We start from the raw sequence: 24,871 nt of genomic DNA, 5'->3' as shown, positions 1-24,871 counted from the left end.
CACCAGCGCCAGTTTCAGCCCCGACGGAAAGCGCATCCTCACCGCCTCCGATGACAAAACAGCCCGGGTGTGGGACAGCACCGGCAAGCTGCTGTCCGAGCTAAAAGGGCATCAGGGTGCTGTCATCAGCGCCAGTTTCAGCCCCGACGGAAAGCGCATCCTCACCGCCTCCTCTGACAGAACAGCCCGGGTGTGGGACAGCACCGGCAAGCTGCTGTCCGAGCTAAAAGGGCATCAGGGTTATGTCATCAGCGCCAGTTTCAGCCCCGACGGAAAGCGCATCCTCACCGCCTCCTATGACAGTACAGCCCGGGTGTGGGACAGCACCGGCAAGCTGCTGTCCGAGCTAAAAGGGCATCAGGGTGCTGTCATCAGCGCCAGTTTCAGCCCCGACGGAAAGCGCATCCTCACCGCCTCCTCTGACAGAACAGCCCGGGTGTGGGACAGCACCGGCAAGCTGCTGTCCGAGCTAAAAGGGCATCAGGGTTATGTCATCAGCGCCAGTTTCAGCCCCGACGGAAAGCGCATCCTCACCGCCTCCTGGGACAAAACAGCCCGGGTGTGGGACAGCACCGGCAAGCTGCTGTCCGAGCTAAAAGTTCCTGTCACCAGCGCCAGTTTCAGCCCCGACGGAAAGCGCATCCTCACCGCCTCCTCTGACAAAACAGCCCGGGTGTGGGACAGCACCGGCAAGCTGCTGTCCGAGCTAAAAGGGCATCAGGGTTATGTCATCAGCGCCAGTTTCAGCCCCGACGGAAAGCGCATCGTCACCGCCTCCTCTGACAATACAGCCCGGGTGTGGGACAGCACCGGCAAGCTGCTGTCCGAGCTAAAAGGGCATCAGGGTCCTGTCATCAGCGCCAGTTTCAGCCCCGACGGAAAGCGCATCGTCACCGCCTCCTCTGACGGTACAATCCGGCTGTGGCGGGCTGACAGCTTAGATGAACTGCTGGCGCGCGGTTGCAACTGGCTGAACGATTACCTTGTCACCCATCCCAAAGACTTGGAAAAACTAGAAGTGTGCCAAACCCAATCCAACCGGCTGGCAGCCGCGCCATTTTTGGTTGAGCAAGGGGAGGCGGAAGCGAGAGGAGGCAATGTTGAGGAGGCAGTTGCTACGTTCCGCACCGCCTTAAAGTGGAATCCGGGCTTACCCCTCAATCCAGAAACCAAAGCCAAGCAATTAGCAGAAGCTTCCGAACGAGTTAAGAAGGGCGAACAGCTTGCCGAAGAGGGCAATATTGAAGCTGCGGTGGCGGAATTTCAGAAGGCATTGCAACTCGACCCCGACTTTGAGCCGGCACCCGTTTTAGTGAGTAAGGGAGAAGCGCTTGTCCGGAAAGGCAAGGTGAGGGAAGCCATCGCCGCTTACGCACAAGCCCAAAAGTTCGACCCAAACTTTGACATTTCAGCGAATTCTTGGAATACTCTCTGCCGGTACGGCAGTTTGCACCGGCACGCCAAAGACGTGCTATTTGTCTGCGACAAATCCGTGGCGCTTCAGCCTTATAATATAGAGTATCGGGATAGTCGCGGCATTGCCCGGGCGCTCACCGGCAACCCAAAAGGCGCGATTGAGGACTTCCAGGCATTTATCGCTTGGATTGACAATCAGCCTTCTTGGATGAAGGATTATTATAAGAAGGCAAAATCGCAAAGGCAGCGCTGGGTTGACGTCCTGAAAGCGGGGACGAATCCCTTCACGGATGAGGAACTGAAGCGCTTGCTCAAAGAGTAGGGTGCGTTCCGCGTTGAGAGGATTCCGCAGAAGTAGAAGTCGCGCTTCTGCGGAACGCACCGCGCTTTTAGCGCCCCCATGAATGCCTCTTGGGGCGGGTTCGCCCGAACTATTTGCCACATAACGCAACATCTGAATAAACCCGCCGCAACGAGTGTTACAAACTTTTGGGCTAAAGCCCAACTACAAACTTTTGGGCTAAAGCCCAACTACAAACCTTTTTGGGCTAAAGCCCAACTACAAACCTTTTTGGGCTAAAGCCCAACTACAAACCTTTTTGGGCTAAAGCCCAACTACAAACGGCACGCACCGGCACCTCTGTGATAGAATGCCGAATATTGTAGGGGCGGGTTCGCCCGAAATATTTGCCACACAACTCAACATCTAAATAAACCCGCCCCCACCCCACGAAAACCGGCATCTTGCACCCGCTGGCACCTCTGTGATAGAATGCCGGTGGGGGCGGGCTCACGCGAAATCTTTCCCCCACAACCCAACATCTGAATAAACCCGCCCCAACGAGTGCCGGTGTCTCGCACGCACCGGCACCTCTGTGATAGAATGCCGGTGGGGGCGGGCTCACGCGAAATCTTTCCCCCACAACCCAACATCTGAATAAACCCGCCCCAACGAGTGCCGGTGGTGCGTTCCGCCTTCAGAGTATTCCCTAGAAGTAGAAGTCTTTTAGGGCTAAAGCCCAACTACAAACGGTATGCACCGGCACCTCTGTGATAGAATGCCGGTGGGGGGCTACAAAATATATTGAACAGGACTTACGCAAAGCCCCTATCTGTAGGGTGGGTTAGCGATAGCGTAACCGGCACCACACCACATTAAGAGTCGCTGCGTAAGTCCTGCATTAGTAATTTACCATGAAGTTAATAGCAACAGAACAAGGCTTATTAATTCCTAAAGAGCTGTTAGGAGACCATCAAGAATTTGAGATTATTCAAGAGGGGGGCAAATTATTATTATTCCCCTCAACCAAACATCTTCTATTTGGGATTTAGGTTCAAATCCTGTGGAATGCGATGTAAAAGATGGCGCAATTAGCCGCGACCGTTATCTGTACAGCCCCTAAGAAACATCTATTTTTTGAGGCGCAGCTATATTTGGGCTATGAAAATAAGCGATTGAAACCCCAGCTATACAGATAAAACCGGCAAGACAAGGGGTTTTACGCTGCCGCTCTTCTCTTAAGTCCGCGCAGGCGGACTTTGTTTGTATAGCCGCGATTTCCAATCGCCCGAAAAGTAGCTAATCGCCCGGAAACTAACCTATTTCCCTAGTCTTATAAGCATAGAAATTACAATTTGTCAATCCCTAAAAAGCCGGCTCTTCCAGCCTCAACTGGCTGAACAGCAGCAGCCCGGAACGCCACACCAAATAGCCTTGAGAATTCAAATGCAAGCCATCCGTACTGAATGACATCGGCAGATTGCCTTGGGCGTCCGCAAACAAAGGATACAAATCCAAATACTCCACACCTTGTTCCGCCGCAATCGCAGCGAGTTCCTTGTTCAACTTGCGAATCCGCTGATTCGGAATTGCCAGCAAGCGCTCTCGCCCCTCCCAGGTTGCCTTATCGGCACTGTGGGGCAAAATCGACTGGACTACAATCTGCGTGTAGGGATGAACCGAGCGCAAATCCTGAATAATCAGCCGCTGGTTATTGAGAATCGTATCATCCGCCACCCCCCGGATCAAGTCATTAATCCCAATCATCACAAAAACCGTCTCCGGTTCAGTGCGGTCAAACAGCGTCAGCCGCTTGAGCAGCCCCTCGGACGTTTCTCCAGAAATCCCCTGGTTCAGCCAAATGCGCCCCGGGGGCAACAGTTCCGGCGGAAACCACATAGTGATGGAATCCCCCGCCAGGATGCTCAACCGCTGGGGTTTCTTTTCCGCTGCAGCATCAGCCTCCCGCTTTAGCTGCCCCACCCACTGCTCGTAAGTCCACTGGAGGCGTGGCCCTAAGGTGGGTGCCTGTGCCGATTGGGACTGAGACTGCACTTGCGCCGCCTGGGCATTAGCTCTGGCAGCCCCCAGCAACCTGGCCTCCCGCTGCAGCACCACGAAGACGGCCAGCATCAGTAACACATTGGAAGCCAGGGCGACAAACGCCCAAGTCGGAACAGTAGTTTTAAAGCGAATCGCCACGAGATCTAATTCAACACTGTTTGAATCCGATCTTAATTCCGAACGCTCACCGGCACCCTCCGCAACCAGCATGCCGGTGAAAGCCGGCAGGTGCGCGCCGCCTGGAAGGAATTGCGAGAAGAGACGGAGGCGGAGCCTCCTTTCAGGCGTCTCCCATAAGGAGCCTGGGAACGAGAAAAACCCCCTCCTCTTTCTCCCCCTCCCCGCTTGCGGGGAGGGGGTTGGGGGGTGGGGTTCTCCCTCCCTGAAACCGGCAAGCTACCCCTACTTCCCAGGGAAACTCAGCCCAGAAGCGAACTCCTCGCCGTAACCCTCTTCGCCGTGCTCGTTGATATCCAACCCTTGGTCTTCCGATTCCGGCTTCACGCGCAGCTCCATAATCGCTCCCAGCGCTTTCAGGATCACAAAGGTGCCCGCCGCCGCAAAAATGTAGGTAGCAACCACACCGACGATCTGAGTTACCAATAGCGACGGGTTGCCGAACAGCAAGCCATTATTCCCCGCCGCATTGACCTCTTTCGTGGCAAAGATGCCGGTGAGAAGCGCCCCCACCGTACCGCCGAGACCGTGGACGGGGAAGGTGTCCAGCGAATCGTCAAACTGCAGTTTGGCGCGCAAGCTCACCCCAAAGAAACAGCACACCGAGGTAATTGACCCAATCAGGAGCGCCCCGATGGGAGTCACGAATCCCGCTGCAGGGGTAACGCCCACCAAACCGGCCAGGAAACCGCTAGCAATGCCAATCGCCGTTGGCTTGCCCCGCAGCACCCACTCCAAAATCACCCAGGTCAGACCGGCTGCCGCAGCAGACACCGTTGTGGCCACAAACGCCACTGCGGCCAGGGAGCCAGCGCCCAAAGCGCTGCCGGCATTGAACCCCATCCAGCCAAACCAGAGGATGCCAATCCCCAGCAGCACATAGGGCACATTGTGGGGAGCCGCCGGCTGCACCATGAAGGTCTTGCGGGGGCCAATCATCCAAGCCGCTACCACTGCCGAAACTCCAGAACTGATGTGAACAACCGTGCCGCCGGCAAAGTCCAGCGCTCCCATCGCCCCAATCCAGCCCTTGCCCCAAACCCAGTGCGCCAGGGGAGAGTAGATAAACGTCGCCCAAATCAGGATGAACCAGAAATACGCCTTAAAGCTCATCCGCTCCACAATCGCCCCAGAGATCAGCGCCGGCGTGATCATGGCGAACATCATCTGGTAAGCCATAAACAGCTGGTGGGGAATCGTTGGCGCGTAGCCCACCGGATCGGGCGCGTCAAAAGCGACGCCGCCCAAAAACATCCAGTTCAAGCTGCCAATAATCGGATTAGCATCGAACGTCGCCGCTTCTCCCGGAGCTGCAGGCGGCGTTACAGACACCGGCGCAAACGCCAGACTGTAGCCCCACAGCACCCAGACGACGCCGACAACCGCCATCAAAATCAAACTCATCATCATCGTATTGAGGACGTTGCGCGATCGCACCAGTCCCCCGTAGAAGAATGCCAGCCCCGGAGTCATCAGCAGCACCAGCGCTGACGAGATCAGCATCCAGGCGGTATCGCCGGTGTCAATCGGAGACGCCGCCGCTGCAGCCGTTTCTTCCCCTGTTGCCGGCGCAACGACAGGTTCAGGAAACACTGGTGCGGGAGCCACCGGCTGCGGAGAGACACCCGCCGCCGGCGCGACCGGTTGCGGAGAAACCTCTACCGGCGCTGCCGGTTGCGGAGACACACCCGCCGCCGGCGCTGCCGGTTGCGGAGACACACCCGCCGCCGGCGCAACCCCCTCGGGAGCACCCTCTGCCGGTGCAGCCCCCTCGGGAGCAACCTCTGCCGGTGCGCTCTGCTCAGGAGAAGGACTCGGATCTTGAGCCACCACCCTGCCCATCAGCAGGCCACTCAGCAGACACACCGAAACTATCCCGGCAATCAGAACTTTCTTTAGCACTTATTGTTGCCCTCTAATTTGAAACTATCAATGAATGCCATTTGAAAAATTTATCATCCTCAGATGCCGCTTGAACAATTCACTGCAAATCCTCGCAAATTTCCTGAAAACCTTTCGCTCGACGCTCATAAAATTTCAGCACTGCGTGATATCTATTCCAGACGGTTTGATCTCAGGCAGGGGCGGGAGCGAGTTGATTCATCTTCTTCCCTGTGGGACAAATATGTTGGGTGAGCGCGCCCCCACTGACCTTCGCCCCATGCTGCCGGCGCGCGGGCGGATTTATTAATCCCCTTGCCGGTGCGGCACAAATAGGTCGGGGGAACCCCTGCAGCACTCCGGCAGATATCGGGCGAGCATTTTTTCTTTTCCCCTCTCTTTCTCAGCGCCTAAGGACGTTTAGGCATTCCCCCACTGCCACCCCCCATCCCACTGGGGCGTTCGGGAATAAAACCGCCCGCACCGGCTTCTTTAGCGAACCCGCTGTAAGCTTCCATCCCGTGTTCGCCAATATCCAAACCTGCGAATTCCTCCTGTTGCGAAACGCGGATGCCTAGAGTTGCTTTCAGCCCCTGCCAAAACAGGGTGCTCAGCAGAACAGTCAGACCTCCCACAGATACAATGCCAAGAATTTGAGCCCCCAAGGTTTCCAAACCCCCCCCCACAAACAAACCGTGCGGACCGGCTGGATTGCCCTGCAAGTCCACCATCCAAGGGAACCCCCCCGGGCCAACACTGAAAAGACCCACAGCCAGAGTGCCCCAGATGCCGCAGACAAGGTGAACCGAAGTCGCCCCCACTGGGTCATCAATCTTCAGCCGGTCAAAGAAAGTCACAGAGAAAACGACCAGAATGCCGGCAATCGAGCCAATCGCAAAAGCGCTGCCAATGCTGACGTAAGCGCAGGATGCTGTGACGCTAACCAGCCCTGCCAAAATGCCGTTGATAATCATCGAAAGATCCGGCTTGCCAAGATAAAGCCAAGATGCTATTGTCGCCGCAATTCCGCCGGCGGCACCGGACATGTTCGTTGTGACAGCGATATGCGATATCGCCTCCGGATTGGCCGCCATAACCGAACCTGGATTGAAGCCAAACCAGCCCAACCACAGGATCAAACAGCCTAAAGTGGCAATACTCATGTTGTGCCCCGGCATGGCAAACGACTGCCCCTCTTCATACTTGCCCCAGCGCGGACCGAGGAAAGCCGCTCCCATCAAAGCCGCCCAGCCCCCGACTGAGTGCACTGCAGTCGAACCGGCAAAATCGTAGAATCCCGCTTTGTGCAGCCAGCCCCCGCCCCATATCCAGTGCCCGGTGATCGGGTAGGAAATCCCCGCCAGTAAAAGGCTGAAAATTAAGAAGTCAACAAACTTAATTCGCTCCGCCACCGCCCCTGACACAATTGTGGCGGCGGTGCCGGCAAACGCCAGCTCGAACAAAAACTTGGCGCTCAGGGGCACTCCCGTCCAGTTGAGCGCGTCAAACACCCCATCGTAAGCCGCTCCTGTTGCGGGGCTGTTGTCCGCGCCGGTCAGGAAAAACCCATTCAGCCCAATGAAAGCATTCCCATCCCCAAACATCAAGCCAAACCCAATCGCCCAAAAGGCGACGGTGGCGAGAGCGAACACAATCAAGTTCTTTGAGAGGACGTTGACGGCGTTTTTCTGCCGGCACAATCCCGTTTCCAGCATGCAAAACCCAGCGTTCATAAAGAATACCAGGAAGGCGGCAATCGCCACCCACAGCGTGTCCAGCGCTACCTTTAGCTCTGCCACCGTTGGTGTTGCTGCCGGCGCTGTTGCTGTTTCCTGTGCCGGTGCTGTTCCTTTTGCCGGTGCGGTTTCCAGTGCCGGTGCCGGTGCTGTTCCCTTTGCCGGTGCCGGTGCTGTTTCCTCAATCGCTGCCGGTGCTGTTTCTGGGGCCTGTGCTGTTTCCATCTGGGCAACTGCTGCCCACCCCCACGCCAGCAAAATCAGCGCCACCAGGGGGATGCACGCTTGCCCGCCACGAGTTAGCCGGTGAATAGCCATTTGCAACCGTTTGACAGTTCGGCTCCCTAGGGGTAGCGCCGCGCCCCACCGGGCAGACCGCCGCTTTTGTCTATTTTTTAACTTTTTTTTCGTTACATTAGACATAACTTCGATGTTTTTACCCCGACGAGCCAAACACAGCTAAACGGTTCTCTTTGAGGAACTGCCGGTCAGTCCCCCCTCCCCAATTTGGCGCAACAAAAGCATGAAAATTCCATGCTCAATGCCCCTTGCCCCTTGCCCTCCAATTGCGCAAAAGACTAAATATAGACCGACTAGATAGAACTCACAACGATTCCAGCAATTATAAAATCCCCTTTCTGTATAACAGACTACATTTTGCCCGCTTCTGGCGATTTTTTTTACAAAGTTGCCGCCCTCACGCCCGACCGGCACCTCCTGCCGGTGTGGGTGCGAGTCCCATCTCTGATAAGTATTCCTTATGCCCCAAAATGTCGAGCCGCGCTTGCTTTTGCATTACAGATTCAGCCAGAGAAGCCTGATACACCCGCACGCGCTCTAATAAGTCTGGCTTATGAGTCGCCAGAATCCGCACGGCTAAGAGGCCCGCATTGGTGGCGCTGCCGATGGCCACGGCAGCCACCGGCACCCCCGCCGGCATTTGGACAATGGAATAGAGCGAGTCCACACCCTGGAGGTGGCGGCTGGGCACCGGCACTCCAATCACCGGCAGCGGCGTCAGGGAGGCCACCATTCCGGGCAGGTGGGCGGCACCGCCGGCACCGGCAATAATCACTTTCAGGCCCCGCAGGTGGGCAAGCTTTGCGTATTCTACCATGCGTTCGGGCGTGCGGTGGGCGGAGACGATGGCCACTTCGCAAGGGATTTGGAATTGTTCGCAGATGGCGATCGCGCCCTGCATGGTGGGCAAGTCGGAGTCGCTGCCCATGATGATGCCGATTTCTGGTTGAGTCATTTTGAACCGCCAAGACGCCGAGAGCGCCAAGAAGGAATAATTGGGTTGATTAAGTGTGCTATTGGTTGTTGCTGCGATGGATATTATCAACGCTCGGGTGCCCGGTTGGGAAGGCAGGCACCGAATTCGGATTGATGGCCTTGGGGTGATTCGGTCGATTGTGCCGGCTGGCGTTGCGGAGGGCCAATCGGAAGCGCCCGCACCGCCTGCGGTTGTGGATGTTTCGGGGGACTGGATTTCTCTCGGTGGGGTGGATGTTCAAATTAATGGGGCCCTGGGTTTGGCCTTTCCCGACCTCGGCCCCGACAGTGCCCACCGGCTGCCTGCTATCTGCGAGTTCCTCTGGAATCAGGGTGTGGATGGATTTTTGCCCACCCTTGTCACCACTTCTATAGAGAAGTTTCACCGCGCCCTCGCTGTCTTGGCGGATTTTGCCGCGTCGCAGCGTGCCGGCGCACCGGCAGCCAGAATTCTCGGCGTCCACCTGGAAGGGCCTTTTCTCAATCCTGAAAAGCGCGGCGCTCACCCGGCGGAGCATATTATACCGCTTACGGTGGAAAACGTCAAGTGGGTTTTGGGAGATTACGCCGGTATTGTGAAAGTCGTCACCCTAGCGCCGGAGCTAGACCCCACCGGCGAGGCGATTTCCTATTTGCGCGCTCTGGGAATTACGGTGAGTCTGGGCCACTCTATGGCCACAGCTGAGGCAGCCCGGGAAGCCTTTGCCCGGGGTGCGTCGATGGTGACACACGCTTTCAATGCCATGCCGGCGCTGCACCACCGGCAGCCCGGATTGCTGGGTGCGGCGATTGTCCATCCGGATGTCTGGTGCGGCTTGATTGCGGATGGGGAGCACGTTTGCCCGACGGCGATGGATTTGCTGCTGCGGGCGAGTTTCTACGAAAAAGGAGTGTTTCTCGTCAGCGACGCCCTAGCGCCGGTGGGATTGCCGGATGGGGTTTACCCTTGGGACACCAGGCAGATGGAGGTTCGGGGCGGGACCTGCCGGCTGCAGGACGGAACCCTTGCCGGCACGGCGCTACCCCTGCTAGCCGGGGTGGAAAATCTGGTCAAGTGGGACATTTGTGGGGCGGAGCGTGCCATAGCCCTCGCCACAGAAGCGCCCAGACGCGCCATTGGCTTGCCGGCAATGGCGGCAGGGCAGCCGGCTCATTTGTTGCGCTGGCATTTGGATGAGGCGACAGGAGAGTTGAGCTGGCAGAGGTTGAAATTATAGCATGTTTGTAAGTTCAGCGTAGCCCAAAGGCTGGCCCCGCCAATAGGCCAAGTTTTCGTTTGTAAGTTCAGCGTAGCCCAAAGGCTCGCCCCTTTCGACCACTTGCAGCATTATTAGCCTAACCGCCCCCTGTACGGTGCCCAAGAAAAAGGGGGAGCCGGTTGGGTTTCCCCGGCATCAGATGGGAAAGGCGACTGGGCGTGGTAAGTTGAAAGTTGGAAACAGTTGAACCGCAGGCAGATTGATGAACGCAGTTGATGACAAAACCATCGTCAGGGAATATTTTAACGCCACCGGCTTTGAGCGCTGGCGGCGGATTTATGGCGATGGCGAGGTGAGCAAAGTCCAGCTGGACATCCGCTCCGGACACCAGCAGACGGTGGATACAGTCATTAGCTGGCTGAGTGCTGATGGCAATTTGCGGGGGCTGTCGGTGTGTGATGCCGGTTGCGGTGTTGGCAGTCTGAGCATTCCCCTGGCTCAAGCGGGAGCAATCGTCTACGGGAGCGATATCTCGGAAAAAATGGTTGCAGAAGCCTACCAGAGAGCGAGGGGAGTTCTGGGCGCTGCCAACAATGTCACCTTCACGGCGCAGGATTTGGAAACCTTGAGCGGTAGCTACCACACGGTGATTTGTCTGGACGTGCTGATTCACTACCCGCAAGATAAGGCTGCTGAGATGATCGGGCACCTCTGTTCTATGGCGGAGTCGCGCGTGATTCTCAGTTTTGCGCCGAAGACTTTTGCTCTGAGTTTGCTCAAGAAAGTCGGGGAGCTGTTCCCCGGACCGAGCAAAACCACCCGCGCTTACCAGCATCGCGAAGCCGATCTTGTCAAAATTCTGGAAAGCAATGGCTTTTCAATTGGCCGGCAGACGATGACCAGCACTCGCTTTTATTTCTCGCGCCTTCTGGAAGCAACTCGCCGCTAGAGCTTTTCTAGACGTAGGACAGGCGTCCCGCCTGTCCCCTACAATCGTTTGTAAAATATCAATATGATTCGGATTTTTTTGGCAATTGCGGCAATTTTCGGCGGACTGTCTGTGGCTGCCGGTGCTTTTGCCTCTCACGCTTTGAAGGAACAGCTCAGTGAGCGGGCGCTGTCCATTTTTGAAACCGGCGCTCGCTATCAAATGTATCACGCCTTAGCCCTGCTAGCAGTAGTTTTGCTGTTAACTCGCACTGAATCCCCGGCACCGCCAGCTCTCGTCGCGGCGGGGGTTGCTTTTATTGCCGGTGTGGCGATGTTCTCGGGGAGTTTGTACGCTCTCAGCCTCACCGGCATCAAGTGGCTGGGTGCAGTCACGCCGGTGGGGGGAGCGGCATTTATCATTGGCTGGGGCTGTCTGGCGGCTGCAGCTTTCAGTTTTAAGTAGGGTGGGTGACGCTTTGCTTCAACCAGCCTACTTTATGACAGCTCACCACCTCACACTTCACACCATGTCCGGTAGCACCGTTGTTGTACGCGAGGTCGGGGCGGGTTTATTCTTATTCTGATCTGTGGCAAAAATATATTGGCAGAACCCGCCCCTACAAGGGTATGTGCACACAACCCATACAAGCGGACATGATATCACACCTATTGCTGCGAGCCAGATTCACCGGCACCCCCCGGTTTGCTATCGGGATGTTCCAGTCGCAATATATCTTTATGTTTCCGCAGTTCCTGATTAATCTCAAGCAGACGCTCGTCGGCAGTGGACAGCTTGCCCTGGGTGAGCCTTTCAATTTCCCTGTCAAACTTCTGCTGTCCTTCCCTAAAAAAGTATTGGGCGCTTGTCGGATAATACAGCCCGTTGATAACTCGCTGGGGCGGGAGCGCCGAGGTGGCGACACCCAGGAGCGCTACTCCTGTCAGCGCCCGTGCTGAGCTTCTAGGGAACTTGGGTAAAATCTTGCTGAGAAAACTTCTCATTTTTCCCTCTTTTCAAGCGAAATTTACTTGACTAATTCCATGATAGCTGCTACAATTATTGAGGCGGCATCTTTCTTCAGAAAGAAACAGAAAAGTCGCCGGTAGAAAAGGGCAAAGCGCAGCCCCATGCGCCATGCCCCATGCGCCTGATACCGGCAAGCGTCGAGCGCAGGAACGCAGATATAAGCCCTGCTGGTAATCGCCTCTCGCACCGCAGGAAATTCAGCGGTCATATCCACTATCAAGCTAATCTCAGCCGGCAGCTCATTGGCAAGAGGTGTGCGCCCCAGCCAGATTCCCGGCGCTATCTCATTATAGCACTCCTCAGCCCCAATGAACCTTTGAACATGCCAAATTTCCCAAATCAATAACAGGACAAGGCAGCAACAAACTGGCTGCCGGCTTTGCCAGACTCCCATCTGAGCGCTTGCCAAACACCCTCGCCCCCAGCCAGCCGTATGCCGCACCGGCAGCCCAAAAACTAGCACCGCCCCACAACAGCAGCGGCACCACCCCCCTGCAGACCAACCCGGATTAAAACACACCCCAAACCAAAAAATATCAAACCATACCACATCTTCCTTGGCGCTCCTTCACGGGGGCGGTTCAAATATAGCGGTTCTCAGCTGGATGAACGTGTTTGCCCAGAAACCCGGTTTCTTAAAGAAACCGGGTTTCTCAGTACAAAGGATGAGAAACGCTCTAAAATACACTGATACAAAACCCACAAACAGACCCCCAAAACATGTGCCGCTTACTTGGCTACCTTGGCCCGCCTATCCTGCTGGACTATCTCCTGTACAAACCCAAACACTCCCTGATTGCCCAAAGTTACCAACCCCGGGAAATGACAGCCGGCTTGCTCAACGCCGATGGCTTTGGCATAGGCTGGTATCACCCGCAGCGAGACACAGATCCTTTTACCTACAAAAACACCCTGCCCATCTGGAGCGATATTAACCTTCCCCAATTGAGCCGGTACATTGAGTCAGGGTGCGTGCTGGCGAATGTCCGCAGCGCCACCTCCGGACAAGCCGTAGATTTGAGCAACTGCCAGCCCTTTCGCCACGGCAAGATTTTAGGCACTCACAACGGCTTCATTCAAAACTTCCGCTCCAGCCTTTACCGGCCAATTCGAGATCGCCTCAGCGACACAGCCTACCAGGGGATTGACGGCACGACCGATTCGGAGCACATTTTTGCCTTGCTGACTGAGGAATTGGCGAGCCAAGGCACTCTAGAAAATGCTTTGCGCTCGGGGCTAGCCGTCTTGGGAGAATTGGCAACCTCCCATCAAACCAGCGTCTCAGCAAACCTGCTCCTCAGTGACGGACAGACGCTGGCTGCCAGCCGGTTTGCCACTGGGGCGGCGGTGCCTTCTCTATACTGGCTGCGAGACGACCCAACGTTCCCGAATGCGGTGATTATTGCTTCTGAACCTTTGTTCGCCGGCAGCTGGAATCGCTGCCCAGAACAGAGTATTATCAGTGTGGGAGAGAACCTTGAAATCCAAATCTATCAACTCTAGAGACGCCATTCGCAACGCCTTGCAGGAGTGCCGCACCGCCACCCTAAAACTGTTTGAAGGTATGGATCGCGCCACCTTCAGCCAGCAAGCCCATCCCGACTTCAGCCCCCCTGGCTGGCATTTGGGGCACATCGCCTACACCGAAGCGCTGTGGCTGCTGCAGCGCACCGCCGGCTATCCGCCGGTGTTTCCAGAATATCACAGGCTGTTCCCAGCGAATGGTTTGCCGAAAGCGGAACGGGTGTACCTGCCTTCGCTAGGTGAGCTGCGCCACTATCTGGACACGGTGCGCTCAAAAGTGCTGGACTATCTGGAAATCGCGCCGGTGGGGGAGCAACAGCGCCTCTGGAGCTTTATTGTCCAGCACGAAAGCCAGCACTGCGAAACGGTAACATTCCTGACCAGGCTAGTCGGCTGGCAGGGGATTTCTCCGCAACAGGGGAGAGTGCTCGCACCCGATGCCCCATGCCTAGCGCCCGGTGCCCTAGCTGAAATGATTGAAATTCCTGCTGGGGAATTTGAGCGGGGTTCTGACTCCACCGACGCTTTTGATAATGAGCGACCGGCTCACCGGCTCTATTTGGACACCTACTGGATTGACCGCTATCCTGTAACTTGCGGGCAGTACCGGCAATTTATCGAGGCGGGAGGATATCACAATTCCAGCTTTTGGTCAAGCGAGGGCTGGGAGTGGGTGCAAAAGAATTCGGTCAGGCAGCCTTTATATTGGTCGGGTGACTCGTGTTTTGACAGCCATCCCGTGTGCGGGGTGAGCTGGTATGAAGCGGATGCCTTTGCGCGGTTTGCCGGCAAGCGGTTGCCCAGCGAGGCGGAGTGGGAAAAAGCCGTCTGCTGGGATGCGAGTGCTCGATGCCGGCGCACCTACCCCTGGGGGGAAGATCCTCCCGACGCCAGCCGGTGCAATCACGACAATCTGTACGCTCAGACGACGCCTGCCGGTGCTTTCCCCGCAGGGGCGAGCTTTTGGGGCGTGTGCGACGCTCTGGGGAATGTCTGGGAGTGGACATCCAGCTGGTTTGAGGGCTATCAGGGGTTTGAGTTCTACCCCTATGCCGGTTATTCCCAGGTGTATTTTGACCGGCAGCACCGGGTTCTCAAAGGGGGGAGCTGGGCGACTCGCCCCAGGGCGCTGCGAGGCAGCTTCCGCAACTGGTATCACCCTTGGGTGAGGCAGCTTTTTGTCGGTTTTCGCTGCGCTAGGTAGGAGGAGTGCCAAGAAACCCGGTTTGTTAAAGAAACCGGGTTTCTGTAGAATCCCTACTGCGGTGTGGGAGAATAGAGCAGCCTGGAAAATCGCGCTTGTGAGGGTGACGGGAAAGGCTGTGTTGTTTAGCCGCTGGTGCGTCTAGCAGAATTATCATGCAATCGCCAAACAATTTAACTTCTACCGGTATTCGCAAACCGGGAACCACTGAGGAACGTTTGCGCATAGAGCATCTGCTCACCCCGACTGCGCTTTTGGAAACAGAATTGACTCTTGGCAGCGATATTGTCAGCGGGCTGAGTGAGAGTCCGAAATCTCTGCCGCCGCGCTATTTTTACGACGATCGGGGCTCGATGCTGTTCGAGCGGATTTGCGAGCTGCCGGAATATTATGTGACGCGCACGGAGGCGGCGATTTTGCGCGGGTGTGCCGGCGAGATTGCCGAACTGACCGGCGAGTGCGAAATCGCGGAACTGGGGAGTGGGAGTTCGACGAAAACTCGCATTCTTCTGGATGCTTACAGCGAGTTGGGCTACCGGCTGCGCTATCTGCCAATTGATGTCAGTGCCGGCATCCTGGAAAGCAGCGCCCGCGCACTGCTGGCGGATTACCCGCAGCTGGAGGTTCACGGGTTGGTGAGCACTTACGAGCTGGCGCTGTCAAAACTGGCACCTTCGCCCCTGAAGGCGCGGATGATTTGTTTTATCGGCAGCAGTTTGGGGAATCTGAAGCGCCAGGAGTGCGATGTGTTTTTATCGCAAATTGCGGGCGCTCTGCAGGCGGGTGATTTTTTCCTGCTGGGGATTGACTTGCACAAATCAAAGGAGGTGCTGGAACCGGCGTATAGTGACGCTCAAGGGGTGACGGCTGAGTTCAATCTGAATATGCTGCGCCACCTGAACTGGCGTTTTGAGGGAAATTTCGATCCGTCTCAATTTGAACACTGGGCGTTTTATAATGAAGGTCAGCGCCAAATTGAGATGCACTTGCGGAGTTTGCGAGCGCAAAACGTTCGCTTACGCGCTCTGGATTTAAGTGTTGAGTTGGGGGCCGGTGAGACGATTCTAACAGAAATTTCGCGCAAGTTCGATTTGGATGAGATGCGGGAGTACCTGCAAGGGCGAGGTTTAGTGCCGGTGCGCGTTTGGACTGACCCGCAGCGGTGGGTTGGCTTGCTGCTGTGCCAGCGTTTGCCCTAAAATTCTATCCGCAGTAGGGTGCGTTCCGCGCTTTTTCCGCACCGTGATTCTATGCGGAACTCAAGGAACGAACCCTACTTCTGGGATCGAGTTAGTTAAATATTGATATTAACAAATAGGCCGGCAGCCCGGATTTACAGCATGGATATACTCGCTGCCCGAATCTGGCCACCCCCGCCGGTAAGCGGCTTCTTCTGGCTTCCCCCATGCCAGCTGCAAGACGATTTCCAGGAAATTTCTATGCTCCCACGCGCACAAGCCGGCCCATTCTGTGCCCAGGGCAATCTGGCTTACATCAGCCGGCTCGACTTGCCGGTAATCTTTGCCGCCGTGAACGCTCAGGTACAAGTCCATCCCCGCTGTAACTTCCTTCCAGAATGCCAGGATTTTAGGCTTAGCCTTCTTCAGCGTCTGGATGTCACTGGGGAGGGCAATCAGCTGGTCGTCCACTTCGGGGATTCCCACAGTTTTGCCCTTGAGCGCCAGCTGACGCCAGACAATCCCGGATACTTGATGTTCGAGCTGGTAGCGGTGGACAGTGGCTTTAAAATCTTGATAGGCTGTGAACTTTTGCAACCCCTCCGCTTTGAGAAACTTGTCGATTACAGGGTTGCCGGTAGAAGGAGTCGCAGCCAGGTTCAGGCGCTGTCCCTTCAGGCAGGCGAGGCGCTCGTCAGCCAAGATTTTGATTAGCTCCTGCGTGCTGTATTTTGTCATCAGAACACCTTCTGGTCGCAGTTTCGGATAGTTTAACCTCTGTATGCCGGTGGCTGCTATCTAAGTTCCGGACATTATCGGCAGGGGAGATTTTCAGTTCTGTCTGCGAGCGCACAATTAAGCGCCGGCTGTCAGGAAATGCTGATTTTTCACAGCCGGCTCTTAAGGAAGGGGTGCCCGGAAGGGCATGTTTTCTGCCTACTTACTCAACTCGCTGTTAAACTCGTTGAAGGACCGGCGCTTCAGCTCAACCGATTCGGAACGGGGCAGCAAATCAAATACTTTCCGCAACACGTCGTCTATTTCCTCATAGGGAACTTGCCCCTTGGCGTTAAACACCACGTTGCCCGACTGGTCGATTATCGCGGTTTGGGGGACTGCGCCTTCGTAATAATAGCCCGGTTCCGTCCTGTCATAACTCGATTTGGGCGCAATGGCATCCACATTTACTGGGATAATATTCGCCGCACGCCCGTAGAAAGCTTGCAGTCGGGAGACGAGGGAGGCAAATTGCTTGCAGTCGCTGCTGTCATCGAGATAGAATGTCACGATGGCCGGCTTGCTTTGCTTGAGGGACTCTGCCAGCGTCACTTTCGGCGGCACCAGAGAGCCGTTGCCGGCATACAGGACGAAAATATTGCCGTCGAATTTGTCATCGTTTATACCGGCTTGTGCCGGCTGTGCTAGCACCAGCAGCAGGCAGATCGCCGCAACGACGAGCAACCGCAGGAAGCCAGACACAGCCTGCCGCCACCGGCAGCCCGGTCCCGCACCCGCAAGAAAACTTTTCACCAACCGCAACCCGGAAATCATCATCAAATTCTCACAAAACCTTACACCCTCTACATTTTAATAGAAACCGGGTTTCGCCGAATAAACCCGGTTTCTGGCCCCAGCGGCGGGTTTCCCCTGTGCCGGTGGGGGCGCTGCTAACCGGGGGCGAGCAAACGGGCAGAATATCTGTAGTTCTTTCAGAGATTTTAGCATGTTTTTGCCCTGGATATATTATCTCAAAGAAGACGAACAGCTGCTCGTCGAGGGCTTCACGCGCCGGTGGACAGTGAATGGGCCCGCTGTGTTTTACTCCCAGCCCTGGTGGCGGGTGCAGCGCCGCAAGGCCAAAACCCTTGGGCCAACCGAATACCTGCGCCTGCGCGACACCCTCACCGGCGAGTTGCGCAACGAATTTGGCCCCAAGCTGTACTTCCCGGCGGCGAGTGAGGAAATCCTGGAACAGCTTTCCGCCATCCCCCTGAAAAGCAACCAGTACATCCGGCTAATTGACAAGCGCACCGGCGCGATTCGGGTGGAAAGAGGAGATCGCAGTGTCTGTCTCAACCCCACTGAACAGATTCTAGAGCCGGTGCGGGAGGGTGTCAATATTGATGAGGGAACAGCGGTGCTGGTGCGAGATATTTCCACCGGCCAACTGCAGCTGATTTCCGACCCCCAAGTGTTCATTCCAGCTGCCAATCAGGAAATTGTCGAACTCCGCACTCCTATTTTACTGCAGCAAAATCAGTATGTCAAGGTGATTGATAAAAGCACCGGCATGATTCGCGTGGAGCGCGGCGAGAGGAGTTTCTACCTGACTCCTGCGGAAGAGATTATCGAAGATATTTTAAGCAGCATCGGGGAAGGGGTCAATATTGACGAACACACTGCAGTCCTGGTGCGGGACACGCAAACTGGCACGCTACGATTGATAACAGAGACGCAGGTTTTCTGTCCGGAGGCGAATCAAGAAATCGTAGAAGTGCGCCAGCGCATTTTGCTGGAGAATCACGAAACGGTCGTCGTCAAAGACCGCTTTGGAGATTATAGCATAAAACGGGGAACAGGTGATGAACGGTCTTTCTTTTTGCAGCCGTATGAGGAGCTGGTGGAATTCCGGTGGGCCAGCGGGCTGCACAAAAACGAGAAAAACCTCATCTTCACCCACATTGACGGGCGACCCAAATTCATGTGGTACGAGTTTGAAGCGCGAACGCAGGATAATGTAGAATTGATTATCGGCTTGACGTTTTTCTGGCAGATTGTGGATGTAGCTGCCATGATTCAGGCGACAGATGATACCACCGGCGCGATTTGCGCCCACGCTCGCAGCCTGATTATTCAGTCCGTATCGCAGGTATCGCTGGAAAGATTTCTGGCGGGGTTTAATGCCATAGTCAGACAGGCGGTGCTGGGCGTGGAGGACAGCTTTTATGCCGAGCGTGGGGTGGCGCTTCATGCGGTGGAAGTGCGCTCAGTCGCTTGCAAAGATCCGGACACGCAGCGGATTTTGCTAGAGATTATCCAGGAGACGACAAACCGGCTGAACCGGCTGCAGAAACAGGAGGGCGATAATGATGTTAAACTTAAGGAGATAGAGGGGGAGATTGAAGTTGAGCGGCTGAAGGGACAGCTGCTGGACTTGCGCCGGCAGCACGCGCAAACCGAGGCGGTAACTGCCGGTGAGGCGGAGGCAATTCGCGTCAGGGCGTTCTTTGACGGGTTGGGGAATGGCATGCCAGCATCGGAGAAGCTGGCGATTTTTAATACTTTGCGGAAACAGGATGCCATTGCCGCCTTGAGTGAGGGCAGCGCCCAGTTATATTTTACACCGGCAGATGTGGATTTGAGCATTGAGAGCCGGTAGATTTATTGCGGGAGGGGACACCTTCCCAGACAAGGCATCTCACTTGTTAGCAAGGATAGGGACAGGCGAGACGCCTGTCCTACGTCTTAACCCAAGAACCCCCTATCCGAAGTAGGGAGAGAGAGGTAGGGGGTGAGGGTGAAAACTTTGGCAAAAAAGGTGATTGACATTTGTGCGCAAAGGCTGTATCCTAGAGCGAAACTTGCCATTGAACTGCATGAAACACATGTTGGGAACAACCATTGCGGGGCGATATAAGATCGTCAAACACTTGGGAGGCGGGGGATTTGGGTCAACTTTCCTCGCCTCTGACACCCAGTTGCCAGATAGTCCTACCTGCGCCGTCAAACAGCTCAAACCCCTGTCCAACAATCTGTCCGCGTTGGAGATTGCCAGAACCCTATTTGACACGGAAGCTAAACTCCTCCACAAATTGGGCGAACACGACCAAATTCCCCGAGTCCTAGCTCACTTCGAGGAGAATCAAGAGTTCTATCTCGTGCGAGACTTTATAGAAGGCGAGGACTTGTGCGCGGAAATCAAACCGGGATGCCGGTGGACGGAAGAACGGGTGATTGCCTTTTTGCTGGATGTGCTGACAGTCCTCTCTCACGCGCATCAGGAGGGTGCGATCCACCGCGATATCAAACCGGCAAACTTAATCCGACGCCGCCAAGATGGTAAAATTGTCTTGATAGACTTTGCCGCAATTAAGCAAGTCTGCACCCAAGTGGTGAGTGCGCCAACTCAGGCGAATTTAACAGTTGGGATTGGCACCCCCGGATACATGCCAAATGAGCAAGCGAAGGGCAACCCCCAGTTTAGCAGCGATGTGTACGCTCTGGGAATGACAGCAATTCAAGCACTCACCGGCATCTTTCCCCGGCGACTGCCAGAAAATCCCCAGACGGGTGACATTATCTGGCGCAACAAAGTGCGAGTTAGCCCCCAGCTGGCCAAGATTTTAGACACAATGGTGCGCCGTGACTCCCGCCGGCGCTACCCGTCAGCAGTGGAAGCGCTGCAAGCGGTTTCCTCCCTGATAAAAGAGGATTCCCCGACACGCCGGCAACTTTTTAAAGCTGCCGGTTTTGCCGGGATTGGATTGCTAACGTCGGGAGTTCCCCTTTCGGTTAGCACCTCTCCCCCCTCAGGCAAAACACCCTTGCAGCAGTTTGCCTTCGACGCTATTACCGTAGACACTTACGGGCGAGAAATCAGCCGCACGCGCCGGCAAGCGGAATACTTTGCCCAAGACGCTGGCAGTGGGGTGCCCTTGGAAATGGTGTCGATTCCAGGGGGAACTTTCCTGATGGGTTCCCCAAAAACTGAGTCAGGGCGATATAATGAAGAAAGCCCGCAGCACCTGGTAAAAGTGCAGCCCTTTTTTATGGGGAAATATGCCGTAACACAGGCGCAGTGGAAAGCTGTCGCAGCCCTACCCAAGGTGTACCTGGATTTAAATCCCGATCCGTCTTATTTCAAAGGCGCAAACAGGCCGGTGGAGAATGTATCCTGGTACGATGCTGTCGAATTTTGTGCGCGACTCTCCCAAGTAACCGGGCGCAACTACCGCTTACCCAGCGAAGCTGAGTGGGAATATGCCTGTCGTGCGTCTGCCGGCGAGGACACCCGCACTGCGCCCTTCCACTTTGGCGAGACAGTTACAACTGAAATAGCTAATTATCACGGCAACTATACTTACGCTTCTGAACCCAAAGGAACCTATAGCAAACAGACAGCAGATGTGGGGAGTTTTCCAGCCAACACTTTTGGTTTGTACGACACCCACGGGAATGTCTGGGAGTGGTGCGCCGATCCGTGGCATGATAATTATGCCGGTGCGCTAGCGGATGGGGGTGTTTGGGATGCCGGTGGCAATCAAAATCGCCGGTTGCTGCGCGGGGGTTCTTGGTTCAGCAACCCCAGGGATTGCCGTTCCGCTTTCCGCTGCAGGGTTGTGCCAGAAATCCGGAATAACCGCTTCGGATTTCGCGTCGCCGTTTCCTTTGTCAGCGCTTAGTAACCCGCAGTCTCTCGGCGGTTGAAACCGCAACTATACAGACGAAACCCGCCTGCGCGGGTTTCAAGAATTTCCCTCTTTTCTTAGTCCGCGTTGGGCGAAGCCCGTGCCCGTTGGGTAGGCGGACTTGGTTTGTATAGCCGCGAATTCCATTCGCCTGGAACCGCGAATTCCATTCGCCTGGAACTTAGCAAAATCTCTTAGTCCGCGCAGGCGGACTTCGTTTGTATAGCTGCGATTTCCAATCGCCCGGAACCAGGCAAAACTTGGCGTACTTGGCATTTACCCTACGGGAAACCGCTGGCGCGTCTTGGCGGTTCATTATTAAGGTGAATCAACCAGAAGCATCCATGACCTCTCCCACTATTCCACCCAGCACATACACAGATGCCCCCGAACAACATCCTAACATTATTCTGGGCAGTTTGCAACTGCTGTTCTGGCTTTTTTTCCGCCCCTCAGCATGGCGCAACCACCTCACCCGCATTGACCCCGCCTTAGACCCAAATCGGCAACAGGGCACCCGTTTGCGGTGGCGCAACTGGGCTTTGTGGCGACTGCTAATCCAGGAATATTTAATATTACCTTTCCTGGCATTTTCAATCCTGGGTTTAATACTGTCCGCACTCGGCCAATCAAAAGAAATCATTTTCTGGCGCGTGGCGTCCGGCGTGTGGTGGGGGCTGACATCGTGGGTGGCGTCGGGCGTGCAGTGGGGCGTGGCCTCAGGCGTGGCCCTAGCCGTCACCTTGGGCGTCGGGTTAGCTATGGCGTGGGGCGTGGCCCTCAACTTGGCCTTGGGGTTCGCGTGGGGCGTCGGGTGGGGCGTCGGGTTGGGCGCGGCGTCGGGCGCAGTCCTGGGCGTCACCTTGAGTCCGGGGTTCAGCGCCAGGCGGAGTGTGGGGTGGGGCGTCGGGTTGGGCGTCGTGTTTGGCGTTGGGTTGGGCGTGGCGTTTCACATGTCATCCGGCGTGGTGTCGGGCTTGACATCCGGTCTTGCCTTGGGCGTGGTGTTGGGCGTGATGTCCGGCTTCACCTTGGGCGTCACCTTGGGCGTGGTGTCGGGCGCAGTTCCCGGCGTCTCGCCCGACATCGCGTGGCGCGTCGGGTGGCGCTTGGCGTCGATTGTCACCTTGGGCTTAGCATTTGGCCTGTCGTCGGGGGTATCTTCGGGCGTGGCGTTCGCGCTGGGAGTGTCTGTCAACTATTGGCTGCCGGTAGTATTTTATCCTTTATTAACAGTATGGAATATCTTCCTCTATCAACTGGATAAACGATTTGCCGGGAGTCAATTCAGTTTGCTGCACCGGCACTCCGCATTCTGGCATGAGTGGCAGTTTTTGCCTTTCCCCAAATTAGACAAACACCTGATTTTGATACTGGACCGCAATCCCGATGAAGCAAAAGCCGCAATTAACTACCTGAAATCCAGCCGGCAGCGCTGGGCGGCGCAGGCAGCGCAGATTGAAATAGACGCCAGGAGTTTAGAAAATTGTGGGGGCGTGCGAGATATCAGTAACGCACACCAAAACTTGGGTGCCGGTGATTCAGAAAGCCCTGCCGGTGTTTGGCTGATCAGCTTTAGCCAGATTAGCCAAGAAGTAGATGCCGGTGTGAGTCAGGAGAGTGCCTTTAATCGGCTGCTAGCCCTCAGCGCTGTCGCGCAGAATCTGGATAACTTCTTGCGGGAGTTAACCGCCTGCGGCGATAAAGACGCCCTTCGTTTTTACCCGATTGCTCTTCGCTGGTATGAGATTGTAGCCGGTTGTGTGCGCGAATTGGCGGCAAAAATTGACCAACAAGCCGGTAGCCCCCACATGCTACCGGACACACAGCGCCCCCTGTAGTTAAGTAGGGTGGGTTCCGCCTGACAGCACCCCTGATTTGTGTGCGAAAATCTCGCTTGGCGGAACCCACCCCCCAGCCCCCAAGAAACCCGGTTTCTCACCCAACCCATTATGTGCTATAATAGATGACGCGTAACCCACCCTACTTTGTCAATCTTCGTCCTTGAACTCCTGAGCCATTTTGTCCAGCCGGTCATTGGTTTCCTTAGTCAGCCTTAATAAGCTGACAATGTTGCAACTCAACCCCCCAGCTGTCGTGACGCTTCCCTCCGGGACTTTCCCCGCAAACAAAAGTCCGACACCCACAACACTGATGACAGCACTCACGGCTGTCAGTATGAGAGTCAGGTTGAAGCTGAGACGAGCTTGACGCAAACGTTCTTCCATGAACTCTCGCTCCATGTCCAGAACAGCGTCATCAGGTTCCGAAGTAGAGGGTAACGTCTGGTTGGTGTTTGGGGTTTCATTCAACATGGCGTTTTAGTCGGTTTGAGCTCTACAATTCCATCTAAACCTAGCGCTGGTTCAGATGCGGGGTGGGAAACAGGTGACTTTGAGATGACTTAGGGATGACTTGTGGTTGGGCTGGAAAAAAGCTCTATAATCGGATAGTCCTTCCTGGGAACAGTGATGTCGCGGTCGAACAAGGTTGCCCCAGAGTACATCAATGAAGTAAAATCGGCCCTCAAGCTTAAGGGCCATGCCAGCCAGGCAGCTTTGGCTGACGCGGTAGGACTATCTCTGTCCACCGTCAAGAACTTCCTCGGTGGCCAACCCGTTGATTATCTGAATTTTGTAGAACTCAGCGAGAAACTGGGGTTTGACTGGCAAGAAATAGCCTGTAAAGAAGAGGAAGATCCACAACCCCCACCGGCACCCATTGAGGAACTCTCGCCCTTCATCACCGGCAACCCCATCACCTACCCTCGCCAGTTCTTTGGGCGCAACTACGAACTTCAACGCATTTTCGGCTTGCTGAAACGCCACCCCCTGCAAAACGCCGCCATTATCGGCAAGAAGCGCACCGGCAAGACTTCCCTGCTGCACTACCTGAAAAACATCACCACCACCCCACCGGCACAGTTGCGCCCTGGCCAAAAGTCCGACTGGCTGCCGCATCCACAACGCTATCGCTGGATTTTCGCAGACTTCCAAGATACCCGCCGGCACAGCCGGGAGGGGTTGCTAAGCTACATATTAAAGGAGCTGGGTGTGCCGGTGCCCAACCCCTGCGATTTGGATCGCTTCATGGATGCGGTTGGCGACAAGCTGCACTCGCCCACAGTTATCCTGCTGGATGAGATAGGCGTCGCACTGCAACGCTGTCCAGAATTAGATGATGGGTTCTGGGAGTGTTTGCGATCTTGGGCAACCAATTATGCCGGTGGAAATCTGGCGTTTGTGCTGGCAGCGCCGGAATCGCCGGTTGAACTGGCTCACAACACCAAGCACAGTTCTCCGTTTTTCAACATTTTCGGATATAGCGCGACTTTGGGGCCGCTGACAGAGGCAGAGGCGCGTGAGTTGATTGCCGGTTCGCCGATGACCTTCCCAGATGAGGATGTAGAGTGGATTCTCACCCAGAGCGGACGATGGCCACTTCTGCTGCAAATCCTCTGTCGAGAACGATTGGTTAGTCTGGAAAATGGGGAAACTGGAGACGGCTGGCGCAAAGAAGGTTTACGGCAGATACAGGGCTTCAAACATTTGTTGGAGTGACAGGTAAAGAAT

Annotated in this window: 21 protein-coding genes; 11 read left to right on the top strand and 10 right to left on the bottom strand. The window is 55.6% G+C overall.

The genetic code is table 11. The features are described from left to right. The coding region (locus OSC10802_RS40830) for a WD40 repeat domain-containing protein (protein WP_017718342.1) at positions 1–1,738 on the top strand (1,738 nt) is incomplete at its 5' end. Between the two features lie 265 nt (positions 1,739–2,003). Here the strand turns inward: OSC10802_RS40830 and OSC10802_RS50320 are convergent. From OSC10802_RS50320 to purE, 5 genes are all read right to left on the bottom strand, one after another. Then, positions 2,004–2,339 carry a hypothetical protein gene (locus tag OSC10802_RS50320; protein WP_155968053.1) on the bottom strand — a complete coding sequence of 112 codons (336 nt, stop codon included), beginning with the start codon at positions 2,337–2,339 and terminating at the stop codon, positions 2,004–2,006. Positions 2,340–3,061: 722 nt separating this feature from the next. Then, positions 3,062–3,970 carry an SGNH/GDSL hydrolase family protein gene (locus OSC10802_RS0118900; protein ID WP_017718340.1) on the bottom strand — a complete coding sequence of 303 codons (909 nt, stop codon included), beginning with the start codon at positions 3,968–3,970 and terminating at the stop codon, positions 3,062–3,064. A 192-nt stretch (positions 3,971–4,162) separates the two neighbouring features. After that, positions 4,163–5,839: an ammonium transporter gene (locus tag OSC10802_RS0118895; protein WP_017718339.1), complete on the bottom strand. Its 1,677-nt coding sequence runs from the start codon at positions 5,837–5,839 to the stop codon at positions 4,163–4,165. Between the two features lie 389 nt (positions 5,840–6,228). Next, positions 6,229–7,977: an ammonium transporter gene (locus tag OSC10802_RS0118885; protein ID WP_017718337.1), complete on the bottom strand. Its 1,749-nt coding sequence runs from the start codon at positions 7,975–7,977 to the stop codon at positions 6,229–6,231. 274 nt (positions 7,978–8,251) lie between these two features. After that, positions 8,252–8,809, bottom strand: a complete 558-nt coding sequence (purE, locus tag OSC10802_RS40825; protein ID WP_044171204.1) for a 5-(carboxyamino)imidazole ribonucleotide mutase — start codon at positions 8,807–8,809, stop codon at positions 8,252–8,254. Between the two features lie 76 nt (positions 8,810–8,885). Here purE and nagA point away from each other — a divergent pair, with 76 nt between their 5' ends. The 3 genes from nagA (at position 8,886) to OSC10802_RS0118860 (ending at position 11,421) form a co-directional block, all read left to right on the top strand. Then, on the top strand, positions 8,886–10,046 hold the full coding sequence (nagA, locus tag OSC10802_RS0118875) for an N-acetylglucosamine-6-phosphate deacetylase (RefSeq protein ID WP_017718335.1): 1,161 nt from the start codon (positions 8,886–8,888) through the stop codon (positions 10,044–10,046). Positions 10,047–10,290: 244 nt separating this feature from the next. Then, on the top strand, positions 10,291–10,977 hold the full coding sequence (gene bchM, locus OSC10802_RS0118865; protein ID WP_017718333.1) for a magnesium protoporphyrin IX methyltransferase: 687 nt from the start codon (positions 10,291–10,293) through the stop codon (positions 10,975–10,977). Positions 10,978–11,040: 63 nt separating this feature from the next. Next, positions 11,041–11,421 (top strand): DUF423 domain-containing protein, encoded by a 381-nt coding sequence (locus OSC10802_RS0118860; protein WP_017718332.1) that lies wholly within the window; start codon positions 11,041–11,043, stop codon positions 11,419–11,421. Between the two features lie 203 nt (positions 11,422–11,624). Here the strand turns inward: OSC10802_RS0118860 and OSC10802_RS0118855 are convergent, their stop codons facing one another. Beyond that, positions 11,625–11,960 carry a hypothetical protein gene (locus OSC10802_RS0118855; protein ID WP_017718331.1) on the bottom strand — a complete coding sequence of 112 codons (336 nt, stop codon included), beginning with the start codon at positions 11,958–11,960 and terminating at the stop codon, positions 11,625–11,627. A gap of 23 nt (positions 11,961–11,983) precedes the next feature. Then, on the bottom strand, positions 11,984–12,535 hold the full coding sequence (locus OSC10802_RS40820; protein ID WP_017718330.1) for a protein-tyrosine phosphatase family protein: 552 nt from the start codon (positions 12,533–12,535) through the stop codon (positions 11,984–11,986). A gap of 170 nt (positions 12,536–12,705) precedes the next feature. Between OSC10802_RS40820 and egtC the strand changes: the two genes are divergently transcribed. From egtC to egtD, 3 genes are all read left to right on the top strand, one after another. Continuing rightward, positions 12,706–13,488, top strand: a complete 783-nt coding sequence (gene egtC / locus OSC10802_RS0118845; protein WP_017718329.1) for an ergothioneine biosynthesis protein EgtC — start codon at positions 12,706–12,708, stop codon at positions 13,486–13,488. Further along, entirely contained in the window at positions 13,463–14,713 is a 1,251-nt protein-coding gene (egtB, locus tag OSC10802_RS0118840) for an ergothioneine biosynthesis protein EgtB (protein ID WP_044170167.1), read from the top strand. The genes egtC and egtB overlap by 26 nt, the downstream gene beginning before the upstream one ends. A gap of 155 nt (positions 14,714–14,868) precedes the next feature. After that, complete coding sequence (egtD, locus tag OSC10802_RS0118835) at positions 14,869–15,912, top strand: L-histidine N(alpha)-methyltransferase (protein ID WP_017718327.1); 1,044 nt, start codon at positions 14,869–14,871, stop codon at positions 15,910–15,912. Between the two features lie 108 nt (positions 15,913–16,020). Here egtD and OSC10802_RS0118830 read toward each other — a convergent pair whose 3' ends face one another. Beyond that, positions 16,021–16,629 carry a hypothetical protein gene (locus tag OSC10802_RS0118830; protein WP_017718326.1) on the bottom strand — a complete coding sequence of 203 codons (609 nt, stop codon included), beginning with the start codon at positions 16,627–16,629 and terminating at the stop codon, positions 16,021–16,023. A gap of 198 nt (positions 16,630–16,827) precedes the next feature. Further along, positions 16,828–17,442, bottom strand: coding sequence for a thylakoid membrane photosystem I accumulation factor (locus OSC10802_RS0118825; protein WP_017718325.1), 615 nt, complete (start codon positions 17,440–17,442; stop codon positions 16,828–16,830). A gap of 172 nt (positions 17,443–17,614) precedes the next feature. On the opposite strand from OSC10802_RS0118825, the gene OSC10802_RS0118815 reads away from it, so the two are divergent. The 3 genes from OSC10802_RS0118815 to OSC10802_RS40815 all read left to right on the top strand — a co-directional run bounded on the left by OSC10802_RS0118815 (position 17,615) and on the right by OSC10802_RS40815 (position 23,140). Further along, positions 17,615–19,270, top strand: coding sequence for a hypothetical protein (locus OSC10802_RS0118815; RefSeq protein ID WP_017718324.1), 1,656 nt, complete (start codon positions 17,615–17,617; stop codon positions 19,268–19,270). Between the two features lie 217 nt (positions 19,271–19,487). Further along, entirely contained in the window at positions 19,488–21,293 is a 1,806-nt protein-coding gene (locus OSC10802_RS0118810) for a bifunctional serine/threonine-protein kinase/formylglycine-generating enzyme family protein (RefSeq protein ID WP_232731710.1), read from the top strand. 350 nt (positions 21,294–21,643) lie between these two features. Continuing rightward, entirely contained in the window at positions 21,644–23,140 is a 1,497-nt protein-coding gene (locus OSC10802_RS40815) for a hypothetical protein (RefSeq protein WP_017718322.1), read from the top strand. Positions 23,141–23,290: 150 nt separating this feature from the next. Here the strand turns inward: OSC10802_RS40815 and OSC10802_RS0118800 are convergent, their stop codons facing one another. Continuing rightward, positions 23,291–23,614, bottom strand: a complete 324-nt coding sequence (locus OSC10802_RS0118800) for a TRADD-N-associated membrane domain-containing protein (protein WP_017718321.1) — start codon at positions 23,612–23,614, stop codon at positions 23,291–23,293. Positions 23,615–23,770: 156 nt separating this feature from the next. Here OSC10802_RS0118800 and OSC10802_RS0118795 point away from each other — a divergent pair, with 156 nt between their 5' ends. Continuing rightward, positions 23,771–24,859, top strand: coding sequence for an ATP-binding protein (locus tag OSC10802_RS0118795; RefSeq protein ID WP_017718320.1), 1,089 nt, complete (start codon positions 23,771–23,773; stop codon positions 24,857–24,859). Positions 24,860–24,871: the final 12 nt, after the last annotated feature.

The organism is Kamptonema formosum PCC 10802 (genome assembly GCF_000332335.1).
Classification (GTDB): Bacteria; Cyanobacteriota; Cyanobacteriia; order Cyanobacteriales; family Oscillatoriaceae; genus Oscillatoria.
Note: the sequence above shows the minus strand (reverse complement) of the source record. Positions and strands in the feature narration are given on the sequence as shown.

Coding starts and splice junctions, on each gene's coding strand:
- OSC10802_RS0118800 (WP_017718321.1), bottom strand. CDS start 23,614: ATGTTGAATGAAACCCCAAACACCAACCAGACGTTACCCTCTACTTCG.
- OSC10802_RS0118810 (WP_232731710.1), top strand. CDS start 19,488: ATGAAACACATGTTGGGAACAACCATTGCGGGGCGATATAAGATCGTC.
- OSC10802_RS0118860 (WP_017718332.1), top strand. CDS start 11,041: ATGATTCGGATTTTTTTGGCAATTGCGGCAATTTTCGGCGGACTGTCT.
- OSC10802_RS0118855 (WP_017718331.1), bottom strand. CDS start 11,960: ATGAGAAGTTTTCTCAGCAAGATTTTACCCAAGTTCCCTAGAAGCTCA.
- OSC10802_RS0118815 (WP_017718324.1), top strand. CDS start 17,615: ATGTTTTTGCCCTGGATATATTATCTCAAAGAAGACGAACAGCTGCTC.
- nagA (WP_017718335.1), top strand. CDS start 8,886: ATGGATATTATCAACGCTCGGGTGCCCGGTTGGGAAGGCAGGCACCGA.
- egtC (WP_017718329.1), top strand. CDS start 12,706: ATGTGCCGCTTACTTGGCTACCTTGGCCCGCCTATCCTGCTGGACTAT.
- purE (WP_044171204.1), bottom strand. CDS start 8,809: ATGACTCAACCAGAAATCGGCATCATCATGGGCAGCGACTCCGACTTG.
- bchM (WP_017718333.1), top strand. CDS start 10,291: ATGAACGCAGTTGATGACAAAACCATCGTCAGGGAATATTTTAACGCC.
- OSC10802_RS0118795 (WP_017718320.1), top strand. CDS start 23,771: ATGTCGCGGTCGAACAAGGTTGCCCCAGAGTACATCAATGAAGTAAAA.
- egtD (WP_017718327.1), top strand. CDS start 14,869: ATGCAATCGCCAAACAATTTAACTTCTACCGGTATTCGCAAACCGGGA.
- OSC10802_RS0118885 (WP_017718337.1), bottom strand. CDS start 7,977: ATGTCTAATGTAACGAAAAAAAAGTTAAAAAATAGACAAAAGCGGCGG.
- OSC10802_RS0118830 (WP_017718326.1), bottom strand. CDS start 16,629: ATGACAAAATACAGCACGCAGGAGCTAATCAAAATCTTGGCTGACGAG.
- OSC10802_RS40815 (WP_017718322.1), top strand. CDS start 21,644: ATGACCTCTCCCACTATTCCACCCAGCACATACACAGATGCCCCCGAA.
- OSC10802_RS0118825 (WP_017718325.1), bottom strand. CDS start 17,442: ATGATTTCCGGGTTGCGGTTGGTGAAAAGTTTTCTTGCGGGTGCGGGA.
- OSC10802_RS0118900 (WP_017718340.1), bottom strand. CDS start 3,970: ATGCTGGTTGCGGAGGGTGCCGGTGAGCGTTCGGAATTAAGATCGGAT.